Annotated in this window: 16 protein-coding genes and 1 pseudogene; 6 read left to right on the top strand and 11 right to left on the bottom strand. The window is 60.1% G+C overall.

The features are described 5' to 3' along the window. Positions 1 to 118 (bottom strand): annotated as a pseudogene (locus tag GVL50_RS23400) (IS1-like element transposase); the annotation flags it as partial. Positions 119 to 195: 77 nt separating this feature from the next. On the opposite strand from GVL50_RS23400, the gene GVL50_RS23395 reads away from it, so the two are divergent. Beyond that, positions 196 to 1,272, top strand: coding sequence for a P1 family peptidase (locus GVL50_RS23395; protein WP_159815226.1), 1,077 nt, complete (start codon positions 196 to 198; stop codon positions 1,270 to 1,272). Between the two features lie 96 nt (positions 1,273 to 1,368). On the opposite strand, the gene GVL50_RS23390 is transcribed toward GVL50_RS23395, so the two are convergent. After that, the gene (locus tag GVL50_RS23390; protein ID WP_159815225.1) at positions 1,369 to 1,956 is read right to left on the bottom strand and encodes an NAD(P)H-dependent oxidoreductase; all 588 of its coding nucleotides are present in this window, start codon (positions 1,954 to 1,956) and stop codon (positions 1,369 to 1,371) included. A gap of 85 nt (positions 1,957 to 2,041) precedes the next feature. On the opposite strand from GVL50_RS23390, the gene GVL50_RS23385 reads away from it, so the two are divergent. Beyond that, positions 2,042 to 2,668: a TetR/AcrR family transcriptional regulator gene (locus GVL50_RS23385; RefSeq protein ID WP_159815224.1), complete on the top strand. Its 627-nt coding sequence runs from the start codon at positions 2,042 to 2,044 to the stop codon at positions 2,666 to 2,668. Here GVL50_RS23385 and GVL50_RS23380 read toward each other — a convergent pair. The 3 genes from GVL50_RS23380 to GVL50_RS23370 form a co-directional block, all read right to left on the bottom strand. Next, the gene (locus GVL50_RS23380) at positions 2,665 to 3,351 is read right to left on the bottom strand and encodes a GNAT family N-acetyltransferase (RefSeq protein ID WP_159815223.1); all 687 of its coding nucleotides are present in this window, start codon (positions 3,349 to 3,351) and stop codon (positions 2,665 to 2,667) included. The genes GVL50_RS23385 and GVL50_RS23380 overlap by 4 nt on opposite strands. 159 nt (positions 3,352 to 3,510) lie before the next feature. After that, entirely contained in the window at positions 3,511 to 4,068 is a 558-nt protein-coding gene (locus GVL50_RS23375; protein ID WP_159815222.1) for a YceI family protein, read from the bottom strand. 92 nt (positions 4,069 to 4,160) lie between these two features. Then, entirely contained in the window at positions 4,161 to 5,519 is a 1,359-nt protein-coding gene (locus GVL50_RS23370; protein WP_053121529.1) for an MATE family efflux transporter, read from the bottom strand. Positions 5,520 to 5,689: 170 nt separating this feature from the next. Between GVL50_RS23370 and GVL50_RS23365 the strand changes: the two genes are divergently transcribed. Together GVL50_RS23365 and GVL50_RS23360 are read left to right on the top strand one after the other, a co-directional pair. Next, positions 5,690 to 6,256 (top strand): chorismate mutase, encoded by a 567-nt coding sequence (locus tag GVL50_RS23365; RefSeq protein WP_159815221.1) that lies wholly within the window; start codon positions 5,690 to 5,692, stop codon positions 6,254 to 6,256. 144 nt (positions 6,257 to 6,400) lie between these two features. Next, positions 6,401 to 8,044, top strand: a complete 1,644-nt coding sequence (locus tag GVL50_RS23360) for a diguanylate cyclase (protein WP_159815220.1) — start codon at positions 6,401 to 6,403, stop codon at positions 8,042 to 8,044. On the opposite strand, the gene GVL50_RS23355 is transcribed toward GVL50_RS23360, so the two are convergent. The 3 genes from GVL50_RS23355 to GVL50_RS23345 form a co-directional block, all read right to left on the bottom strand. Next, positions 8,045 to 8,338 carry a hypothetical protein gene (locus tag GVL50_RS23355; protein ID WP_159815219.1) on the bottom strand — a complete coding sequence of 98 codons (294 nt, stop codon included), beginning with the start codon at positions 8,336 to 8,338 and terminating at the stop codon, positions 8,045 to 8,047. It lies immediately after the preceding gene. Between the two features lie 89 nt (positions 8,339 to 8,427). Beyond that, the gene (locus tag GVL50_RS23350; protein ID WP_159815218.1) at positions 8,428 to 9,516 is read right to left on the bottom strand and encodes a polyamine ABC transporter substrate-binding protein; all 1,089 of its coding nucleotides are present in this window, start codon (positions 9,514 to 9,516) and stop codon (positions 8,428 to 8,430) included. A gap of 52 nt (positions 9,517 to 9,568) precedes the next feature. Further along, positions 9,569 to 10,870, bottom strand: a complete 1,302-nt coding sequence (locus GVL50_RS23345) for an FAD-binding oxidoreductase (protein ID WP_159815217.1) — start codon at positions 10,868 to 10,870, stop codon at positions 9,569 to 9,571. A gap of 160 nt (positions 10,871 to 11,030) precedes the next feature. Here GVL50_RS23345 and GVL50_RS23340 point away from each other — a divergent pair, with 160 nt between their 5' ends. Then, the gene (locus tag GVL50_RS23340; RefSeq protein WP_159815216.1) at positions 11,031 to 11,921 is read left to right on the top strand and encodes a LysR family transcriptional regulator; all 891 of its coding nucleotides are present in this window, start codon (positions 11,031 to 11,033) and stop codon (positions 11,919 to 11,921) included. A 75-nt stretch (positions 11,922 to 11,996) separates the two neighbouring features. Here GVL50_RS23340 and GVL50_RS23335 read toward each other — a convergent pair whose 3' ends face one another. Both GVL50_RS23335 and GVL50_RS23330 read right to left on the bottom strand, forming a co-directional pair. Continuing rightward, the gene (locus GVL50_RS23335; protein WP_159815215.1) at positions 11,997 to 12,383 is read right to left on the bottom strand and encodes a cytochrome c family protein; all 387 of its coding nucleotides are present in this window, start codon (positions 12,381 to 12,383) and stop codon (positions 11,997 to 11,999) included. 66 nt (positions 12,384 to 12,449) lie between these two features. Beyond that, positions 12,450 to 13,781: a PLP-dependent aminotransferase family protein gene (locus GVL50_RS23330; RefSeq protein ID WP_159815214.1), complete on the bottom strand. Its 1,332-nt coding sequence runs from the start codon at positions 13,779 to 13,781 to the stop codon at positions 12,450 to 12,452. 90 nt (positions 13,782 to 13,871) lie between these two features. Between GVL50_RS23330 and GVL50_RS23325 the strand changes: the two genes are divergently transcribed. Then, a complete protein-coding gene (locus tag GVL50_RS23325) occupies positions 13,872 to 14,765 on the top strand; it encodes a DMT family transporter (RefSeq protein WP_159815213.1) in 894 nt (297 codons plus the stop codon). Positions 14,766 to 14,768: 3 nt separating this feature from the next. On the opposite strand, the gene GVL50_RS23320 is transcribed toward GVL50_RS23325, so the two are convergent. After that, the gene (locus GVL50_RS23320) at positions 14,769 to 15,584 is read right to left on the bottom strand and encodes an AraC family transcriptional regulator (protein WP_159815212.1); all 816 of its coding nucleotides are present in this window, start codon (positions 15,582 to 15,584) and stop codon (positions 14,769 to 14,771) included. Positions 15,585 to 15,594 lie beyond the last annotated feature (10 nt).

Below are 15,594 nucleotides of genomic sequence, written 5' to 3'. Positions count from 1 at the left end.
CGCCCAGAATGCGGGCTGTTGCCCGGCATCCAACGCCAGTCCTGGCCATATCAATGCTTTTCTGGTGCGTACCGGGTTGAGCAGCGGTGTAAGTGAACGGCAGTTGCTTTTTTTTTTTCAAGCAGAAGACGGCATACGAGATTCCTCTACGTCTCGTGGGCTCGGAGATGTGTATAAGAGCCAGGCATTGGCCAGATGCAGCCCGGCCCGCTCAATGCGATGACCGACGTGCCCGGTGTGCGTGTCGGCCACAGCAACGTGCGCGGTAAAAGCACGGCCGGTCGTGACATTTTCACTGGCGTCACCCTGATCGAACCGCGTCAGGGTTCGACCAACCAGCAACCGTGTTTCGCTGGCGTGCATGTGCTCAATGGCAACGGTGACGCCAGCGGTCTTGAGTGGATTCGCGAGGCGGGCTTGTTGACCAGTCCGATCGCCTTCACCAATACCCACAGCCTCGGCGTGGTGCGCGATGCGCTGATTGTGCTGGATCGTCAGCAGCAACCGGACGATGGCCGTCTCTACTGGAACATGCCGGTGGTGCTGGAGACTTACGACGGGTTGCTCAATGACATCAACGGCTTCCACGTCAAGCCTGAACATGTCGCCGAAGCCCTGCACAACGCGGTCGACGGCCCGGTTGTGGAAGGCGCGGTCGGCGGTGGCAGCGGCATGATCTGCCATGAATTCAAGGGCGGCATCGGCACTTCGTCGCGGCGATTGAGCGCTACGCAGGGCGGCTGGACAGTGGGCGCGATCGTCCAGGCCAACCACGGCATTCGCAACGAATTGCGAGTCGACGGTTACCCGGTCGGGCGCTTTATGGAACAGAAAGATTCACCGTTTTTGCGCGCCGCGCTGCCGCATCCGGGCATGGGCTCGATCGTGGTTTGTCTTGCCACCGATGCGCCGTTATTGCCGCATCAATGCACGCGTCTGGCGCAACGGGCGAGCCTCGGTCTGGCGCGCACCGGTGGCGGCAATGAGGATCACAGTGGCGACATCTTTATCGCATTCGCCACAGGTAACGATCACGTGCCGCCGGCGGCTTATGAAGGCAAAGGCGCGGCGACGTGTGACGGCTTGCGGATGGTCAATAACGATCACATCAGTGAGCTGTTTTTGGCGGCCACCGAAGCGGTTGAGGAAGCGATCATCAACGCCTTGCTGGCCAGCGAAAGCACCGAAGGCAATGGCCATTCGGTTCAGGGGCTGGATGCACAAACCTTGCTCGCCGCCCTCGAAAAGGCAGGCTGGCCTGGCTCGCGATAACCCCACAAATCCCTGTAGGAGCTGCCGAAGGCTGCGATCTTTTGATGTTGTTTTTTCAAGATCAACAGATCGCAGCCTTCGGCAGCTCCTACAGGGTTATGTGAACATCTGATAACCGAGTTCGCGGGCTATTTGCAGTTGCACCTGCGGCTCGCGCAATTCTGACTCCGGCAGCAACGTCGAGCTCAGCACCGTCGCCCCGCTGTAATCGAAAATCCCGTGTTCAATCTGCGCCTTCATCGCCGCACCGTAACCGTGGCGTTCATAGGTGCGTTCGTCCGCCCCGGCGAGTTGTACAAGGTGCACGCGCAAACGCTGCAGCAACTTCACATGCTTCAAGTCACCCGCGAAATCGAACGCCCAGCCATTGCTGAACACCCGATCAATCCAGCCCTTGAGCAGCGCCGGCATCGACCACCAGTAAACCGGGTAAACCAGCACCAACGCATCGGCGCGATCAATGCGTGCCTGTTCCGCCAGCACATCCTCCGGCGGCGAGGCCTCGCGATGATGCACGGCAAAATCCGCAGCGCCGAAACGCGGTTCGAAGCCTTCAGCGTAGAGATCGGCGATCTCGAAGGTGTTGGCCGGATCGGCTTCGGTCAGGCCGGCAGCAATTTGTGTGGCAACGCTGTGGGTCAGTGAGCGCGGATCGTGATGAGCAACAACAATCAATGCGTGCATGGCAATTCTCCGGTTGGTGAGGCTGACCAAGGCTTATATACTCTTGGTAAGTTACGAAGCCTAAGTTACCTTTGGTATATAAACCATGTCAACTGATCAACTGACCAAACAGAATTCCCCCGCGCAACCGCGCAAACGCCTTTCCCGTGAGGATCGCCTGCGCCAGTTGCTTGATGTCGCCTGGCAGATCATCCGCGCCGAGGGCACCGATGCGCTGACCCTCGGCTATCTCGCCGAAAAGGCCGGCGTGACCAAACCCGTGGTATACGACCATTTCCTCACCCGCGCAGGATTACTCGCGGCGCTGTACCGCGATTTCGATGCACGCCAGACCGTGGTGATGGACGCCGCGATCGCCGAATGCGAGCCGACACTCGTCGGCACCGCCTCAGTGATTGCCAAGGCGTATGTCGATTGTGTGATGTTTCAGGGAACGGAAATTCCGGGGATCATCGCCGCGTTGGCGAGCACCCCGGAACTGGAGAAGATCAAGCGGGAGTACGAGGCGATCTTCCTCGAAAAGTGCCGCCGCGACCTGGCGCCCTACGCTAATCGTGGACTGATTACCGCAGCCGCTTTGCGTGCAATGCTCGGCGCCGCCGAAGCGCTGTCGCACGCTGCCGCCAACGGTGAAATCAGCGCCGAGGACGCGATCAACGAGTTGTTCGCAACCATCATCGCAATGGTCGAACGCGCCACTGTCAGGCTCTAGTGCAGGGTCAGTCGCTGACGGACAAATTCTTCCGTGTGGCGAGTGGTTTGATCCAGATGGCGATCGCGCTGCTTCTCGGCATCGAGCATCGCGCGCTTGCTGTTTTTCTGTAGCAGATACGTGTGAATCTGCTGCACTTCCAGTGAGCGGTAAATCGGCGTGGTGTCGATGAAACCGCGCAAGCCGTTGCTGCGGTAATGCCGGGTGCTCATCAGCACTTGAGTTTCACGCGAGCCGATCACCTCAAAGCCCAGCGCTTCGAAATACGGGACTTTGCCGACGGTGCAGCCCAGCTCCGCATGCGGATAACGGCCGAGCATTTCGCGGATCATCGCCCGCGCCACGCCTTGACGCCGATGCCCTTCGCGCACCGCCATGTAGGCGACGCTGCACGCTTCCCAGTCGCCCTGCACCGGCAGGTACAAAAGGAAACCGATCACCTGTTCCGGATCTTCATCGGCGGTCGCCACCAGCAACTCGACTTCGGTGCCCTTCTCGCCATTCAACGCTTCCAGATACAAATGCACCTCGTAGCCCACCGCGTACTGATACACGTTGTACAACAGGTTGCTCGGGCCCAGGCCAACCGCGCTGATGTCGGTCAGGTAGTCGACGACCATTTGCAGAATCTGGCTGTTGACGCCCTCGGGGCATGGGGATTTGTAGTGGGTGATGCGAGGCATGGCAGCTGAACTCCGGCAGAAAACCGCGACATCATACCTTGTCCCTGCGCCAACCCCTGTAGGAGCTGCCGAAGGCTGCGATCTTTTGATCTTGTCTTTTAAAAACAGGATCAAAAGATCGCAGCCTTCGGCAGCTCCTACATTGGGAAAATCGGGGTATTACTGCTGCGGCGCCACCACTTTGATTTTGATCGCGATGTCCTTCGACACCACCGTGTCCGCCCACTCCCCCGCGCCGAGCCCAAACTCGTCGCGCTTGAGCAGCAGCTCACCGTCAAAAATGCCGATGGCGTTCTCCGGCTTCAATTCAACCGGCACCTGCACGTCGCGGGTGATGCCTTTGAGGGTGAGCTGGCCGGCGATCAGGTAGCGGTTTTCGGCCACTTGCGTGAAATGGCTCGATTCGAATACCGCGACGGGGAATTTTTCCGTGTCGAACCACGCCGGTTTCACCAGTTCGGTATTGGCGTCTTCGCTGCCGGCATCGATGCTGGTGAGGTCGATGTGCAGCGTGGTGTGGGCATTGGCGAGATTGTCGGAATCGAAGCTCAGCGTCGCCTCGAACTTGCCGAACGTGCCGTACATCCGCGAGCCCATCTGGTTATAGGTGAAGCTGATCTGACTGGCGGTCGTGTTGACCCGGTTGTATTCGACCGCCTGGGCAATCGGCACGGCGCACAGGCAAAGCGCGGCAGCGAGCAGCAATCGGATCGACATGGGATTCTCCGGGCAGCGCTTACCGTCGAGGGCCTCGATTGACTAAAGCAAACAACCGACGGTTACGCCACTTCGGGATCAGGGTTTGAAGTTCAAACCATCCGCTCGATCTTCTGATGCTTCCACACCAATTTGTAATACAGGGTCTGCAACACCAGCATCCCCAGATACGCCACCGGAAACGCCATCCACACACCCTGCAAACCGTACTGGCCATCAAGCCAGTACGCCGCCGGCAACTGCACCCCTACTACGCAAATAATCGCGATGATCACCGGCACCAGCACCGTGCCGCTGGCGCGCATGATCCCGCCGATGATCGCCTGGAAGCCGAACACCAACAGGCTCCAGAGCATGATGTGCAGCAGATGCTCGGCCATCGCCCGGGTTGAGTCTTCGGTCAGGAACAAGCCAAGCAACCAGTGCGACAGCAGGTAACCCAGCACAATCAGCCCACCGGTCAGGCACACGTTGATCAGCAAACCCGTGCGCAGAATCGGCGCCATGCGCTCCAGACGCCCGGCACCAATCGCCTGTGCGCCCAGAATCGACGCAGTGATGGCAATCGATAACGCCGGAAACTGCACGTAGTTAACGATCTGCGTCACCGCGCCATACGCCGCCGTTGCCTGCGAACCGTGCTGATTCACCAGCGCCAGAATCACCAGTTCCGACAACGACAGAACAATCATCTGCACGCCGGTCGGCAGGCCGATGCGCAGCACCTTGCCGAGGATTGCACCGTTGAGCCGCAGCGCTGCAAAAAACTCTCGATCCGGCGCCAGCGGATGGCCCTTGCGGATCAAGCGCCACGCCAACCACGCCATCGCCGCGAGGTTACCGGCGAGGCCCGCGTACGCCGCACTTTGAATGCCCAGTTGCGGCAGACCAAACCAGCCGCGAATCAACGCCGGAGTCAGCGCCAGGCCTACACTGGTCGAGACGATCAGCGCCAGCAGCGGCGACAACGTGTCACTCACCCCGCGCAGCAATTGCGTGAATAGCACAAACACCAGCATCGACGGCAGAATCCACATCATCACGTGCGCGTAGGCCACCGCATCGTCCAGCACATCCGCCGGCGTGCCCAATCCGGTCAACGCCTGCCGCGCGAACACACTGCCGAGCACCGCCGCGATCAAACCAATCAGCACACCCAGCAACAACGTTGCGCCGGCGATGGCTTTAACCATATGCGGCTCGCGCGCGCCCCACGCCTGACCGATCAACACGCCCGCGCCCGCGCCAAGGCCGATGACCAGCGCGATAAAGAAGAAGATGATCGGAAACATCCCCGACACCGCCGCCAGCGCCTGAGTGCCGAGCATCTGGCCGATGTAAATGCTGTTCACCGTGCCCGACATCGACTGCAGAAAATTCGACAACACCATCGGGGCGAGGAACAACAAATACGTTTGCCAGAGGGGTTTGGTGACGGCTGGGGTTTGCATGGGGCAGGAGGTCCATCTCGACGGCAGGAAGGCTTAAGGAGGATAGCTTCGATGAGTTGTCGGCGGGGCGCAATTAACATTTAAGCTTCGTGTTTAATTTCGCCCTGAAGCGATGCTGGAGTCTGTGGTAAACAACACTCCACCCATTGTTCGTGATTGAGATTTTGCTCATGCCGCACGTTACAAATCTGCTGACCAGCGCCCTCCTCGTTCTCCTCGCCGGCAGCGCTTGCGCCGCCACGCCCAGCGCTGCTCCCGAAGCCTTGAAGCCGTTGTTGATGACGTTGAACGAGCGCCTGAACATCGGCGATCTGGTAGCGCTGACCAAGTGGGACAGCGGCAAGCCGATTCAGGACAGCCCGCGTGAAGCACAGGTGATTGCCAATGCGCGCTCGCTGGCCGCCGAGCGCGAACTCGATCCTGAAGACGTGGCGCAATTGATTGCTGCGCAAATGGAGGCCAATAAACTGGTGCAGTACGGTTTGCTCGCACAATGGCAAGCAGCGGGTGTGGCGCCGGACACTGCACGCCCGGATCTGGGCAAGCAGATTCGGCCGCGACTGGATGAGCTGCAGAGCCGATTGTTGCAGCAGTACGCTGATTTCGCGCGTTACCGTCGGGATCCGAATTGTTCGAGCTGGCTGGCGGAGGCGCGCAAGGGGTTGGCGCAGGATGCGCTGCATGAGTTGGCGTTGATGCGGGGCACCGGTGAATTGTGTGTGCGGTCGGCGAGGTAATAAAGTCAAAAGATCGCAACCTGCGGCAGCTCCTACAAGGGTCAGCGACGGGTCTGACAAATCCTGGCGCAAGTGACGACTGGCGGTCGGTCGATCATTGCGCATACCATCCGGCCACAACTTCAAAACAGAATCCGCTCGCCCATGCTCAAAGCCAGTCTGCGTAGCCATCTCACTCTTTGGTTTGCCGGTTTATCCCTGCTGACGCTGCTGAGCGTGGGTTTCTACGTCGGTCATATCGCCACCGAGCAGATGAAACAGGCCAGTGGCAATGCGCTGCTGAGCACCGCGCGCTCGGCGGCGGCATTGCTCGGCGAACAGTTGCGCGAGCGGCAACTTGAGGTTTATTTGCTCAGTCGAGCGCCGCATCTGGAGCGCGGCGATCTGGACAACCCGGCGATTCTCAAGTCGATGCAGTTGCGCACCCAGGCCCGTGCCGAATACGCGTGGATGGGCGTGGCCGATGCCGACGGTCTCGTGCATCAGGCCGTAAACGGTTTGCTGGTCGGTCAATCGGTGCAACAACGGCCGTGGTTCCAGGCTGGTCTGCGCAATGAGTACACCGGTGATCCGCACGAAGCCGTGTTACTCGCCAAATTGCTGCCGGGATTGCCGAATGGCGAACCGTTGCGCTTCATTGACTTCGCCGCGCCGATTCACAACGCCGAGGGCCAAGTGATTGGTGTGCTGGGGGCTCACGCACACTGGAGCTGGGTGACGCGGATTGTCGAATCGGCGGCGGTGTCGCACAAGGATTCGGCGCCGGATCTCGAAGCGCTGATCATCGATCATGACGGTAAAGTGCTGTACCCGGAGGCGTTGATGGGCCAACAGGTCGCGGCCAACGATCCGAACTCGCCGGGCTGGACGGTCGGCGATGGTTATCTGACCAGCCGCGTGACCGTGCCGACACCGTCGAGCACTGCATTGTCGTGGTCGATTGCTGTGCGCCAACCGCTGGACACTGCCCTGCAACCGGCTCGCCTGCTGCTCTACAAACTGTTGCTGTTGGGCGTGTTCGCGGCAATCGGTTGTGGCTTGGTGGCGTACTACCTGGCGCTGTACCTCAGCCGCCCGATTGAACAACTCGCTCGCTCGGCCAAACGCGTACAGAACAATCAGCCCGGCGCACACTTCCCGCTGCAACATCCAGTGCAGGAAATTGCCCAACTCGGCCAGTCGATCGATGCGATGACGCAATCACTGCTCGGCAAAGAACGTCAGTTGCAGGAGGCCAATGCCTCACTGGAAGCCACCGTCGCGCAACGCACGGCGGCCCTCACCCAAGCCAACGCCGAACTGCTCAGTCTGGCGACCCACGATTCCCTGACCGGCGTTTTCAACCGTCGTCGCTTCGACGAAAAGCTTACCGAGTACAACCTGCTGTTCCGCCGTACCGGCCGCCCGTTTGCCTTGCTGCTGATCGACGCCGATCATTTCAAACGGATCAACGACACCTACGGGCACGCCATCGGCGATGACGTGCTGGTGCAACTGGCGCAACTGATTCGCGAGAGCACCCGCAGCACCGATTTCGTGGCGCGCTACGGTGGTGAAGAGTTTGCGGTGTTGTTGCCGGAAGTCGCGCAACCGGATACCCCTGAAGTGGTCGCCGAGAAAATCCGCACAGCCATCGCCAACGCGCATTTCCCTCATGTCGGCAACATGACCGTCAGCATCGGCATCGGCCTGGCGGATCCGGCTGACAACAGCCAGACCCTGCTGATCAAACGCGCTGACCAACAGCTGTACCGGGCAAAAGCCGCCGGGCGCAATCAGATCGCCTGATCAGCCCTGCTTCACTTCGCAGATCCCGTTGGCCTTGTTCTTCCCGGTGTACGACACCCCCGGTGAACCATCGGGATTGATGCTCAGCGAAATGGTCACGCCCGCGCCTTTGGCCTCGAAATAGTTGTCGTTGAATTTCTTCAGCTTGGCTTCCTTGCCATTGATATAGATCGGCCCGCCCTCATCGGCGTGAACTTCGATCTTGCCCGGGCAAGTGGCATTGAGCATCGGGATGCCAGCGTGGGCCACTGATGCGATGAGCAACAAAGGTGCTGCCAGCAACAAAGATTTCATGGAAAGCTCCTTGGTTTCGGCGACATGCCGCGCTGTCAGCAATAACTCAAAATCGCCCGTCCCACCAGTGTCACCGTTGTCGCGGGGGGTCAGGTATTGGTCTTCAACTTCGTCCACAACCGCGTCGTCAGCCGCGCAATCGCTGCCGGCAGTTCTTCGACGGTGAACAATTTGTCCATCACTTCTTTTGGCGGATAAATCGCCGGATCGCCGATCACGTCCTGATTGAGAAACTCATTGGCCGCCGCATTCGGATTGGCGTAATGGATGCTGTTGCTGATGTTGGCAATTACCTTCGGTTCGAGCAGGTAGTTCATGTAGGCGTAGCCGTTCTTTTCATGCGGCGCGCTTTTCGGCATGACCATCATGTCGAACCACAACGTCGTGCCTTCGGTCGGTATCGAATAGGCGATGTCGATGCCGTTTTTGGCTTCCTTGGCGCTCGCCGCCGCTTGAACAATGTCACCGTTGAAACCGATCACCGCGCAGACGTTGCCGTTGGCCAGGTCGCTGATGTATTTCGAGGCGTGGAAATACTGAATGTACGGGCGGATTTTCAGCAAGGCCTGCTCGGCTTGTTTGTAGTCGGCCGCTTCGTGGCTGTGCGGCGGCAAGCCGAGGTAGTTGAGGGTGATTGGCAGCACCTGTGTCGGGTTGTCGATGATCGCCACACCGCACTTGCTCAGTTTCTTGATGTTCTCTTCGTCGAAAAACATCTTCCACGAGCGGGTGATGTCGGTGTTACCGAAGATCGCTTTGATTTTTTCGACGTTGTAGCCGATGCCAGCCGTACCCCACATGTACGGGTAGCCGTACTGATTACCTGGATCGTTGACTTCGAGTTTCTTCATCAACACCGGGTCGAGGTTTTTCCAGTTCGGCAGTTGCGACTTGTCGAGTTTCTGGATCGCCCCGGCCTTGATCAGTCGCGAGAGAAAGTGGTTCGACGGGCTGACCACGTCATAACCGGTGTTGCCGGTCATCAACTTCGACTCCAGCACTTCGTTGCTGTCGTGGATGTCGTAAGTGGTCTTGATGCCGCTGGTCTGGGTGAAATTGGCCAGCGTGTCCGGGGCGATGTAGCTGTTCCAGTTGGAAATATTGACGGTTTCGTCGGCACAAGCGGCCGCCGACGTTGCAGCGAGGGCGATCGCCAGGGTGAGCGTATTGATGCGCATGTTCTATCACCTGAAAGGAAGTGGCTTTTGTTCTTCTGCGGTACGCGGATTTTCAGATTTCTGTTCTGGCCCTGACCGCCTCCACGCGCATGCGAAGCATGGCACCGATGTCGAAGAAAGGACGCGGCGGCAACCAGCCGGGTTCGGCGCGCTGCATCACTGATTGCAACAGTGGCGAGTCAACGCCCGAGGCCAGTTCTGCCAGCAGTCGGCCCCACAAGGTTCCGCGCGCAACGCCGGAACCGTTGCAGCCCGCCACGGCGTACACGCCCTCTTCCACCCGGTCGAAATACGCCTGACCGCTGCGGGTAGCGCTCAAATGACCGGTCCAGGTGAATTGAATGTCGCGCTCGTCGAGGAAGGGAAAACGCCGCTGTAGTCCAAGAACGTGATGCTGGCGACGTTGCGCGAGTTCGCCGTTGGACAGGTCGCGCGTGCGGTATTCGGCGGTGTTGCGGATCATCACGCGGCGATCCGGGGTCAGGCGCACGGTGGCGCCGAGCGGCCGGGTCGAGAGCACGCCCCACGGCTCGACCGCGCCAATCGCCTGAAACTCGTGATCGGTCAGCGGCCGCGTCAGACTGGCGCTGAGCTCCATCGGGAAGGTACCGCTGTCGTTGATGCCGACCCGAGGAATAAACGCGTTCAGGCACACCAGCACTTTCTTCGCTTCAACGCTGCCGTTCGCCGCGTTGGCGCGCAGCCCGCCCTGACTCAGACGCTCGACACTGGCGATGTCGGTGTCCTCATACACGGTGATGTTGCCCGGCAGTGCGTTGAGCAAACCTTTCACATACTTGGCCGGTTGCAGCAGCGCATTGCCATGGCCACACCAGATCGCGGCGGCGTAGTGACGGGTACCGAGCTTTTGCGCCAACTGTTCGCCCTGCAGAAATTCGGCCCGGGCACCGAGCGCGCGCAACGTCGCCAGTTTGGCCTCGACATGATCAAGCTTGGCCGCGTCATTGACCGCAAAGTAATAACCGCTGTCGCGAAAGTCGCACTCGATCGCGTGCTGGCCGATGCGCTGACGGACTTCTTCGCTGGCCGCCCGGGAAATCATCGTGTCGGTTTCGAACCCGGCAAACCCGGCGGCGCCGATCAATTCACTGTGCGCCGGGTGTTCATGAGCAACGACGAACCCCGAGTTACGCGCTGAAGCACCTTGCGCTGCGCGCTTCCGGTCGACCACGACGATGCGCGCCTGCGGGTGCATGTCGGCGAGCGTGTGTGCGGCACTGAGGCCGGTAATGCCGGCGCCAATCACCAGCCAATCGGCCTTTTGCGCGCCGCTCAGGCGACCGCGCTCCGGCGAATGGCCAGCCTGCGCGATCCAGCCGCATATGTTTTCCATGCATCACCTCATAAGACTGTCGTTCAACGGCTTGCCTCTGTGTAAAGTGCATGCGTGAATCGCATGGACACCCTGAGAAGATCGCCGCCAGAGCTAGAATCTATAAGGTCTTCGTCAGACCAACCAACGTTATAAAATCATCGAGCCATTCTGAAATCGCATGGATAAAATTCGCCACGTACCGTCCCTTCAAGCCATGCAGGCACTGGTCGAAGTCGCCGATTCCGGCAGCTTCACCCTGGCGGCGCAGAAGCTGTGCCTGACCCAAAGCGCGGTCAGTCGGCAAGTTCAGCAATTGGAGGGCCACTTCAATGTCGCGCTGTTTATCCGTACCAGCCGCAGCCTGCGCCTGACCGCAGAAGGCGAGCAGGTGCTGGCCAGCGCGCGCAGCATTCTCGAACAACTGAAAAATCTCGAAGAGCGCCTCGCCCCACAGGAGCGGCCATTCCGCATCCGCATGCACGTGTCACTGGCGGTGCGCTGGCTGCTGCCCAAACTCAGCGACTTTTACCTCAGCCATCCCGAGGTTTCCTTGGCGATTGAAACGGTCGCCACCGAAGTGGTTGAGCCGGCCAGCGACAGCGACGCGTACATTTTGTATCTGCCGCAAGCGACCAGCGACCCGGCGTATCTGACGCTGTTTGCAGAAACGCTGGTGCCGGTGTGCGCGCCCAATCTGCCGGGCGCACCGCGATCAGTGGACGAGTTGCAGCGTTTTGCCTTGCTGCATCGCTCGGCTGATCGTCAGGCGTGGTTCGAATGGCTGGCGGCGAATAATGGAAAACCGCTGGAGGATTACCGACACATCCCGTTCAACCTTGATGAGTTGGCACTGGATGCGGCGGCGCGGGGGTTGGGCGTGGCGGTCACTGACATGACGCTGGCGGCGGAGTCGCTGGAGCGCGGCGTGTTGGTGGTGCCGTTCGGCCCACCGCTGAAAACCGGCGGCATTTATTCGCTGTGCTTGCAGCCGTCAGCGGCGACGCATCCGGCGTGTGCATCGGTGATGCAATGGTTCACCAAACAGACCGACACCCCACAATCCCCGTAGGAGCTGCCGAAGGCTGCGATCTTTTGATCTTGCCCTTAAAAAACCAGATCAAAAGATCGCAGCCTTCGGCATCTCCTACAGGTGTTCCGAGAACGTCTGCAGGTAGGCGAGCAGGTTGTCGAGTTTCTCTTCATCGCTCAGGCCCCAGAAAATCATCCGCGTGCCTGGCACCACGCCTTTCGGGTCTTTGAGATACGCCCTCAACGTGTCGGCATCCCAGGTCACGCCGGAGTTTTTCATCGCGTCGGAATAGACGTAATTGGCCGAAGTACCGGCAGGCCGACCGACGATGCCGTTGAGTTCCGGGCCGAAACCGGGGCGGGCCGACTCACCGACCTGATGGCAACCACCACACAAACGCGGGAAGATTTTTGCCCCCGCTTCAGGGTCGCCGGCGGCTTGGGCAGTTGAACAGGTGGCGATAAGGCTCAAGGCCAGGGACAGTAAGGCAGTGGTTTTCATCGAACGATCCAAAAAACAGGCGCTACACAATTGCGGCAAGCCTAACATTTTGTGCAAGGCAGTTTTTTACAGGTAAGCGCCGATGATCTTTCTGACGGTGATCAATGCCTGACGCAAAACGGCCATGTCCACCGAGCCCAGCGCCAGCCGGATCGCATGCGGCACATGGGCGGACACGGCAAACGGTTCGGCCGTGGTGACGGAGATCTGATGCTGCTGCAGTTCCACGACGATCTGATCGGCGCGCACATCTTCCGGCAGCGGCAGCCATAAAAAGTACGAAGACGGATGGCCGATGCACGACAGCCCTTTGAGCAATTCCGCGGCCAATTTTTGCCGTGCCTTGGCGTCATTGCGCTTCTGTTCCTCAAGCTCAATGACCGTGCCATCGTCGAGCCAGCCGCAAGCAATCGCGGTCATCACCCCCGGAGTGTTCCAGGTCGTGGCGCGAATGACGCGTTCCAGCGCCGGCACCATCCCCACGGGCGCGGCGATAAATCCGACGCGCAAACCGGTGGCGATGTTTTTCGACAGTCCGGACACGTACACCGTGCGCTCCGGCGCCAGATCAATCAGCGGGCGCGGTGGGTTTTCCACCAGAAAGGCGTAGGCCGCATCCTCGAGGATTGTCAGATCATGTCGTCGGGCGATCGCCAGCAGTTGTTCACGTTGATCAATCGGCATTACCCAACCCAGCGGATTGTGCAACGTCGGCATGCTGTAAACGGCGCGCACCGCACGCTGCCGGCAGAGCTTGTCCAGCGCAGGCAGATCCGGGCCGTGTTCGGTCGTGGGGATCGCCACCACTTCCAGATGCAGCGCTTCGGCCAGCACTTTGAACCCGGAATAGGTCAACGCGTCAGCGGCAATCACATCACCCGGTTTGAGCAACGCCATCAGCGTCACCGCCAGCCCTTGCTGCGCACCGTTGACGATCAGCACTTGCTCGGCCTCGACCTGCACGCCACGGCTTAGCAGATGTTGCGCAACCGACGCGCGCTCATGAGCGCGACCGGCGTGCGGCTGATAGCGCAGCAACGCTTCGAGATCGCCCGACAATGCCAACTGCCGCAGCGCCGTGCGCAACAGATCCGCCTGACCGGGCAACGACGGGTAGTTGAAATTGAGGTCGATCATGCCGACCGCGACGTCCTTCTGATCGATGCCCTGCCCCGGCGACAACGACGTTTCACGCACAAAGGTACCGCGCCCGGCCTCGCCACTGACCAGGCCCATTGCCTCCAGTTCGGCATAAACCCGTGAAGCGGTGACCAGCGCCAGCCCTTCGCTCGCCGCCAATTGCCGGTGCGTCGGCAGGCGCGTGCCCGGCGATAGGCGACCCGAGCGAATGTCATCGGCGTAAGTATCAACCAGCGTCTTGTATCGGGAGCGCGGCATGTCGACTGTATCCATGACAATTCTTTGATTGTCCTGATTCTCAGCCATAGGATTCAAATGACGCAACCCCACTTTTGAGCGCGACCTGGCATGGAACGAACCTCGAATCTGACGAACCCGGCACTGGAAAAAAGCAGCGGCTGGATCAACGGCTTTATTGGCGTGGTGATTTTCAGCGGTTCACTGCCGGCCACGCGATTGGCGGTGCTGGAGTTCGATCCGGTGTTTCTCACGGTATTGCGTGCCGCCATCGCTGGGGTATTGGCCGTGGCACTGCTGTGGCTGTTTCGCGAACGGCGCCCCACACGCGATCAGTGGCTGTCGTTGTTCATCGTGGCGATGGGCGTGGTGCTCGGATTTCCGCTGCTGACTGCGTTGGCATTGCAACACGTGACGTCAGCACATTCGATTGTCTTTATAGGATTGCTGCCACTGGCGACAGCGATTTTCGGCGTGTTGCGCGGTGGTGAACGGCCGCGTCCGGTGTTCTGGATTTTCTCGGTACTCGGCAGTGCGCTGGTGGTGGGGTTTGCGATCTCTCAAGGCCTGACCGCTTCGCCCACCGGCGACTTGCTGATGCTGGCCGCCATCGTCGCCTGTGGTCTGGGCTACGCCGAAGGGGCGAAACTGTCGCGCAGCCTCGGCGGCTGGCAGGTGATTTGCTGGGCGCTGGTGCTGTCGCTGCCGCCAATGGCCGTGCTCAGTCTGTGGCTGGCGCCCGCCTCGTTCAGCACCATCAGCCTGTCGGCATGGCTGTGTCTGGGCTATGTGTCGCTGTTCAGCATGTTGATCGGTTTTGTGTTCTGGTATCGCGGTCTGGCGCGGGGCGGGATTGCGGCGGTGGGTCAGTTGCAGTTGTTGCAGCCGTTTTTTGGTTTGGCGCTGGCGGCGACGTTGCTGCATGAACACGTCAGCGTCGGCATGCTCGCGGTGACGTTGGGCGTCGTTCTGTGTGTCGCCGGGGCGAAGAAGTTCGCCAAATAATCCCTAAGCGCCAGCCTTCCACTCGCGCGGGCTGAGCCCGGTCTTGCGGCGAAACGCGCGAGCCAGCGCCGAAGGGCTTTCGTAACCGACCTCTGCAGCGATCAGCGCAATTGGCTTGCCCTCGCGCAAACGTTTCTGCGCCAGGCTGACCCGCCAGCTCAGCAGATAATCAGCCGGCGTCTGCCCGACCACGCGGCGAAACTGCTCGGCAAAACTGGCGCGCGACAGGTTGGCGACGCTGGCCAGCTCGGCCACGCTCCACGGTTTATGCGGCTGCTCGTGCATCTGGATCAAGGCCCGCGACAAACGCGGATCGGCCAGCCCGGCCATCATCCCCGGTTGTTGATCGCGACTGCTGATGAGGTGGCGCAACAGCAGAATCACCAGCAGTTCAAACAGCCGATCCATCACCGCAACCCGCCCGCAGTGTCCTTCGAAGGCTTCCTTGAACAACCACTCCAGCGTGCTGCCGAGTTCGGGAATGTCGCTGAGTTTCAGCACCAGATAATCCGGCAACGCGGTGGCGAGTGCATTGCCCGATCCGCCGTCGAACGTCAGCGTGGCGCAGACCACGCGGGTGTCCATGGACTCGTCGGCAGACATTCGATGGGGAAACGGTCGCGGAAAGAAAATCAGCGAGGGTTCACTCAGCCTGAGCTCGCGTTCGTTACCCGGCCTGAGCAGCAACTCGCCCGCCTGCAACAGATGCACATGCCCGCACGGCTCGCCTTCATGCACGCTGATGCCGCAAAACGCGCCGCTGTGAAAGGTGCCGGCATTCACACCGAAGTGGCTGAGCAAAGTAGAAAGGCGATCCATTGGGCGACTC

Origin of the sequence: Pseudomonas sp. 18058 (genome assembly GCF_902706155.1) — a bacterium.
GTDB classification, from domain to species: domain Bacteria; phylum Pseudomonadota; class Gammaproteobacteria; order Pseudomonadales; family Pseudomonadaceae; genus Aquipseudomonas; species Aquipseudomonas rustica.
This window is presented reverse-complemented; position numbering and strand designations above follow the sequence as displayed.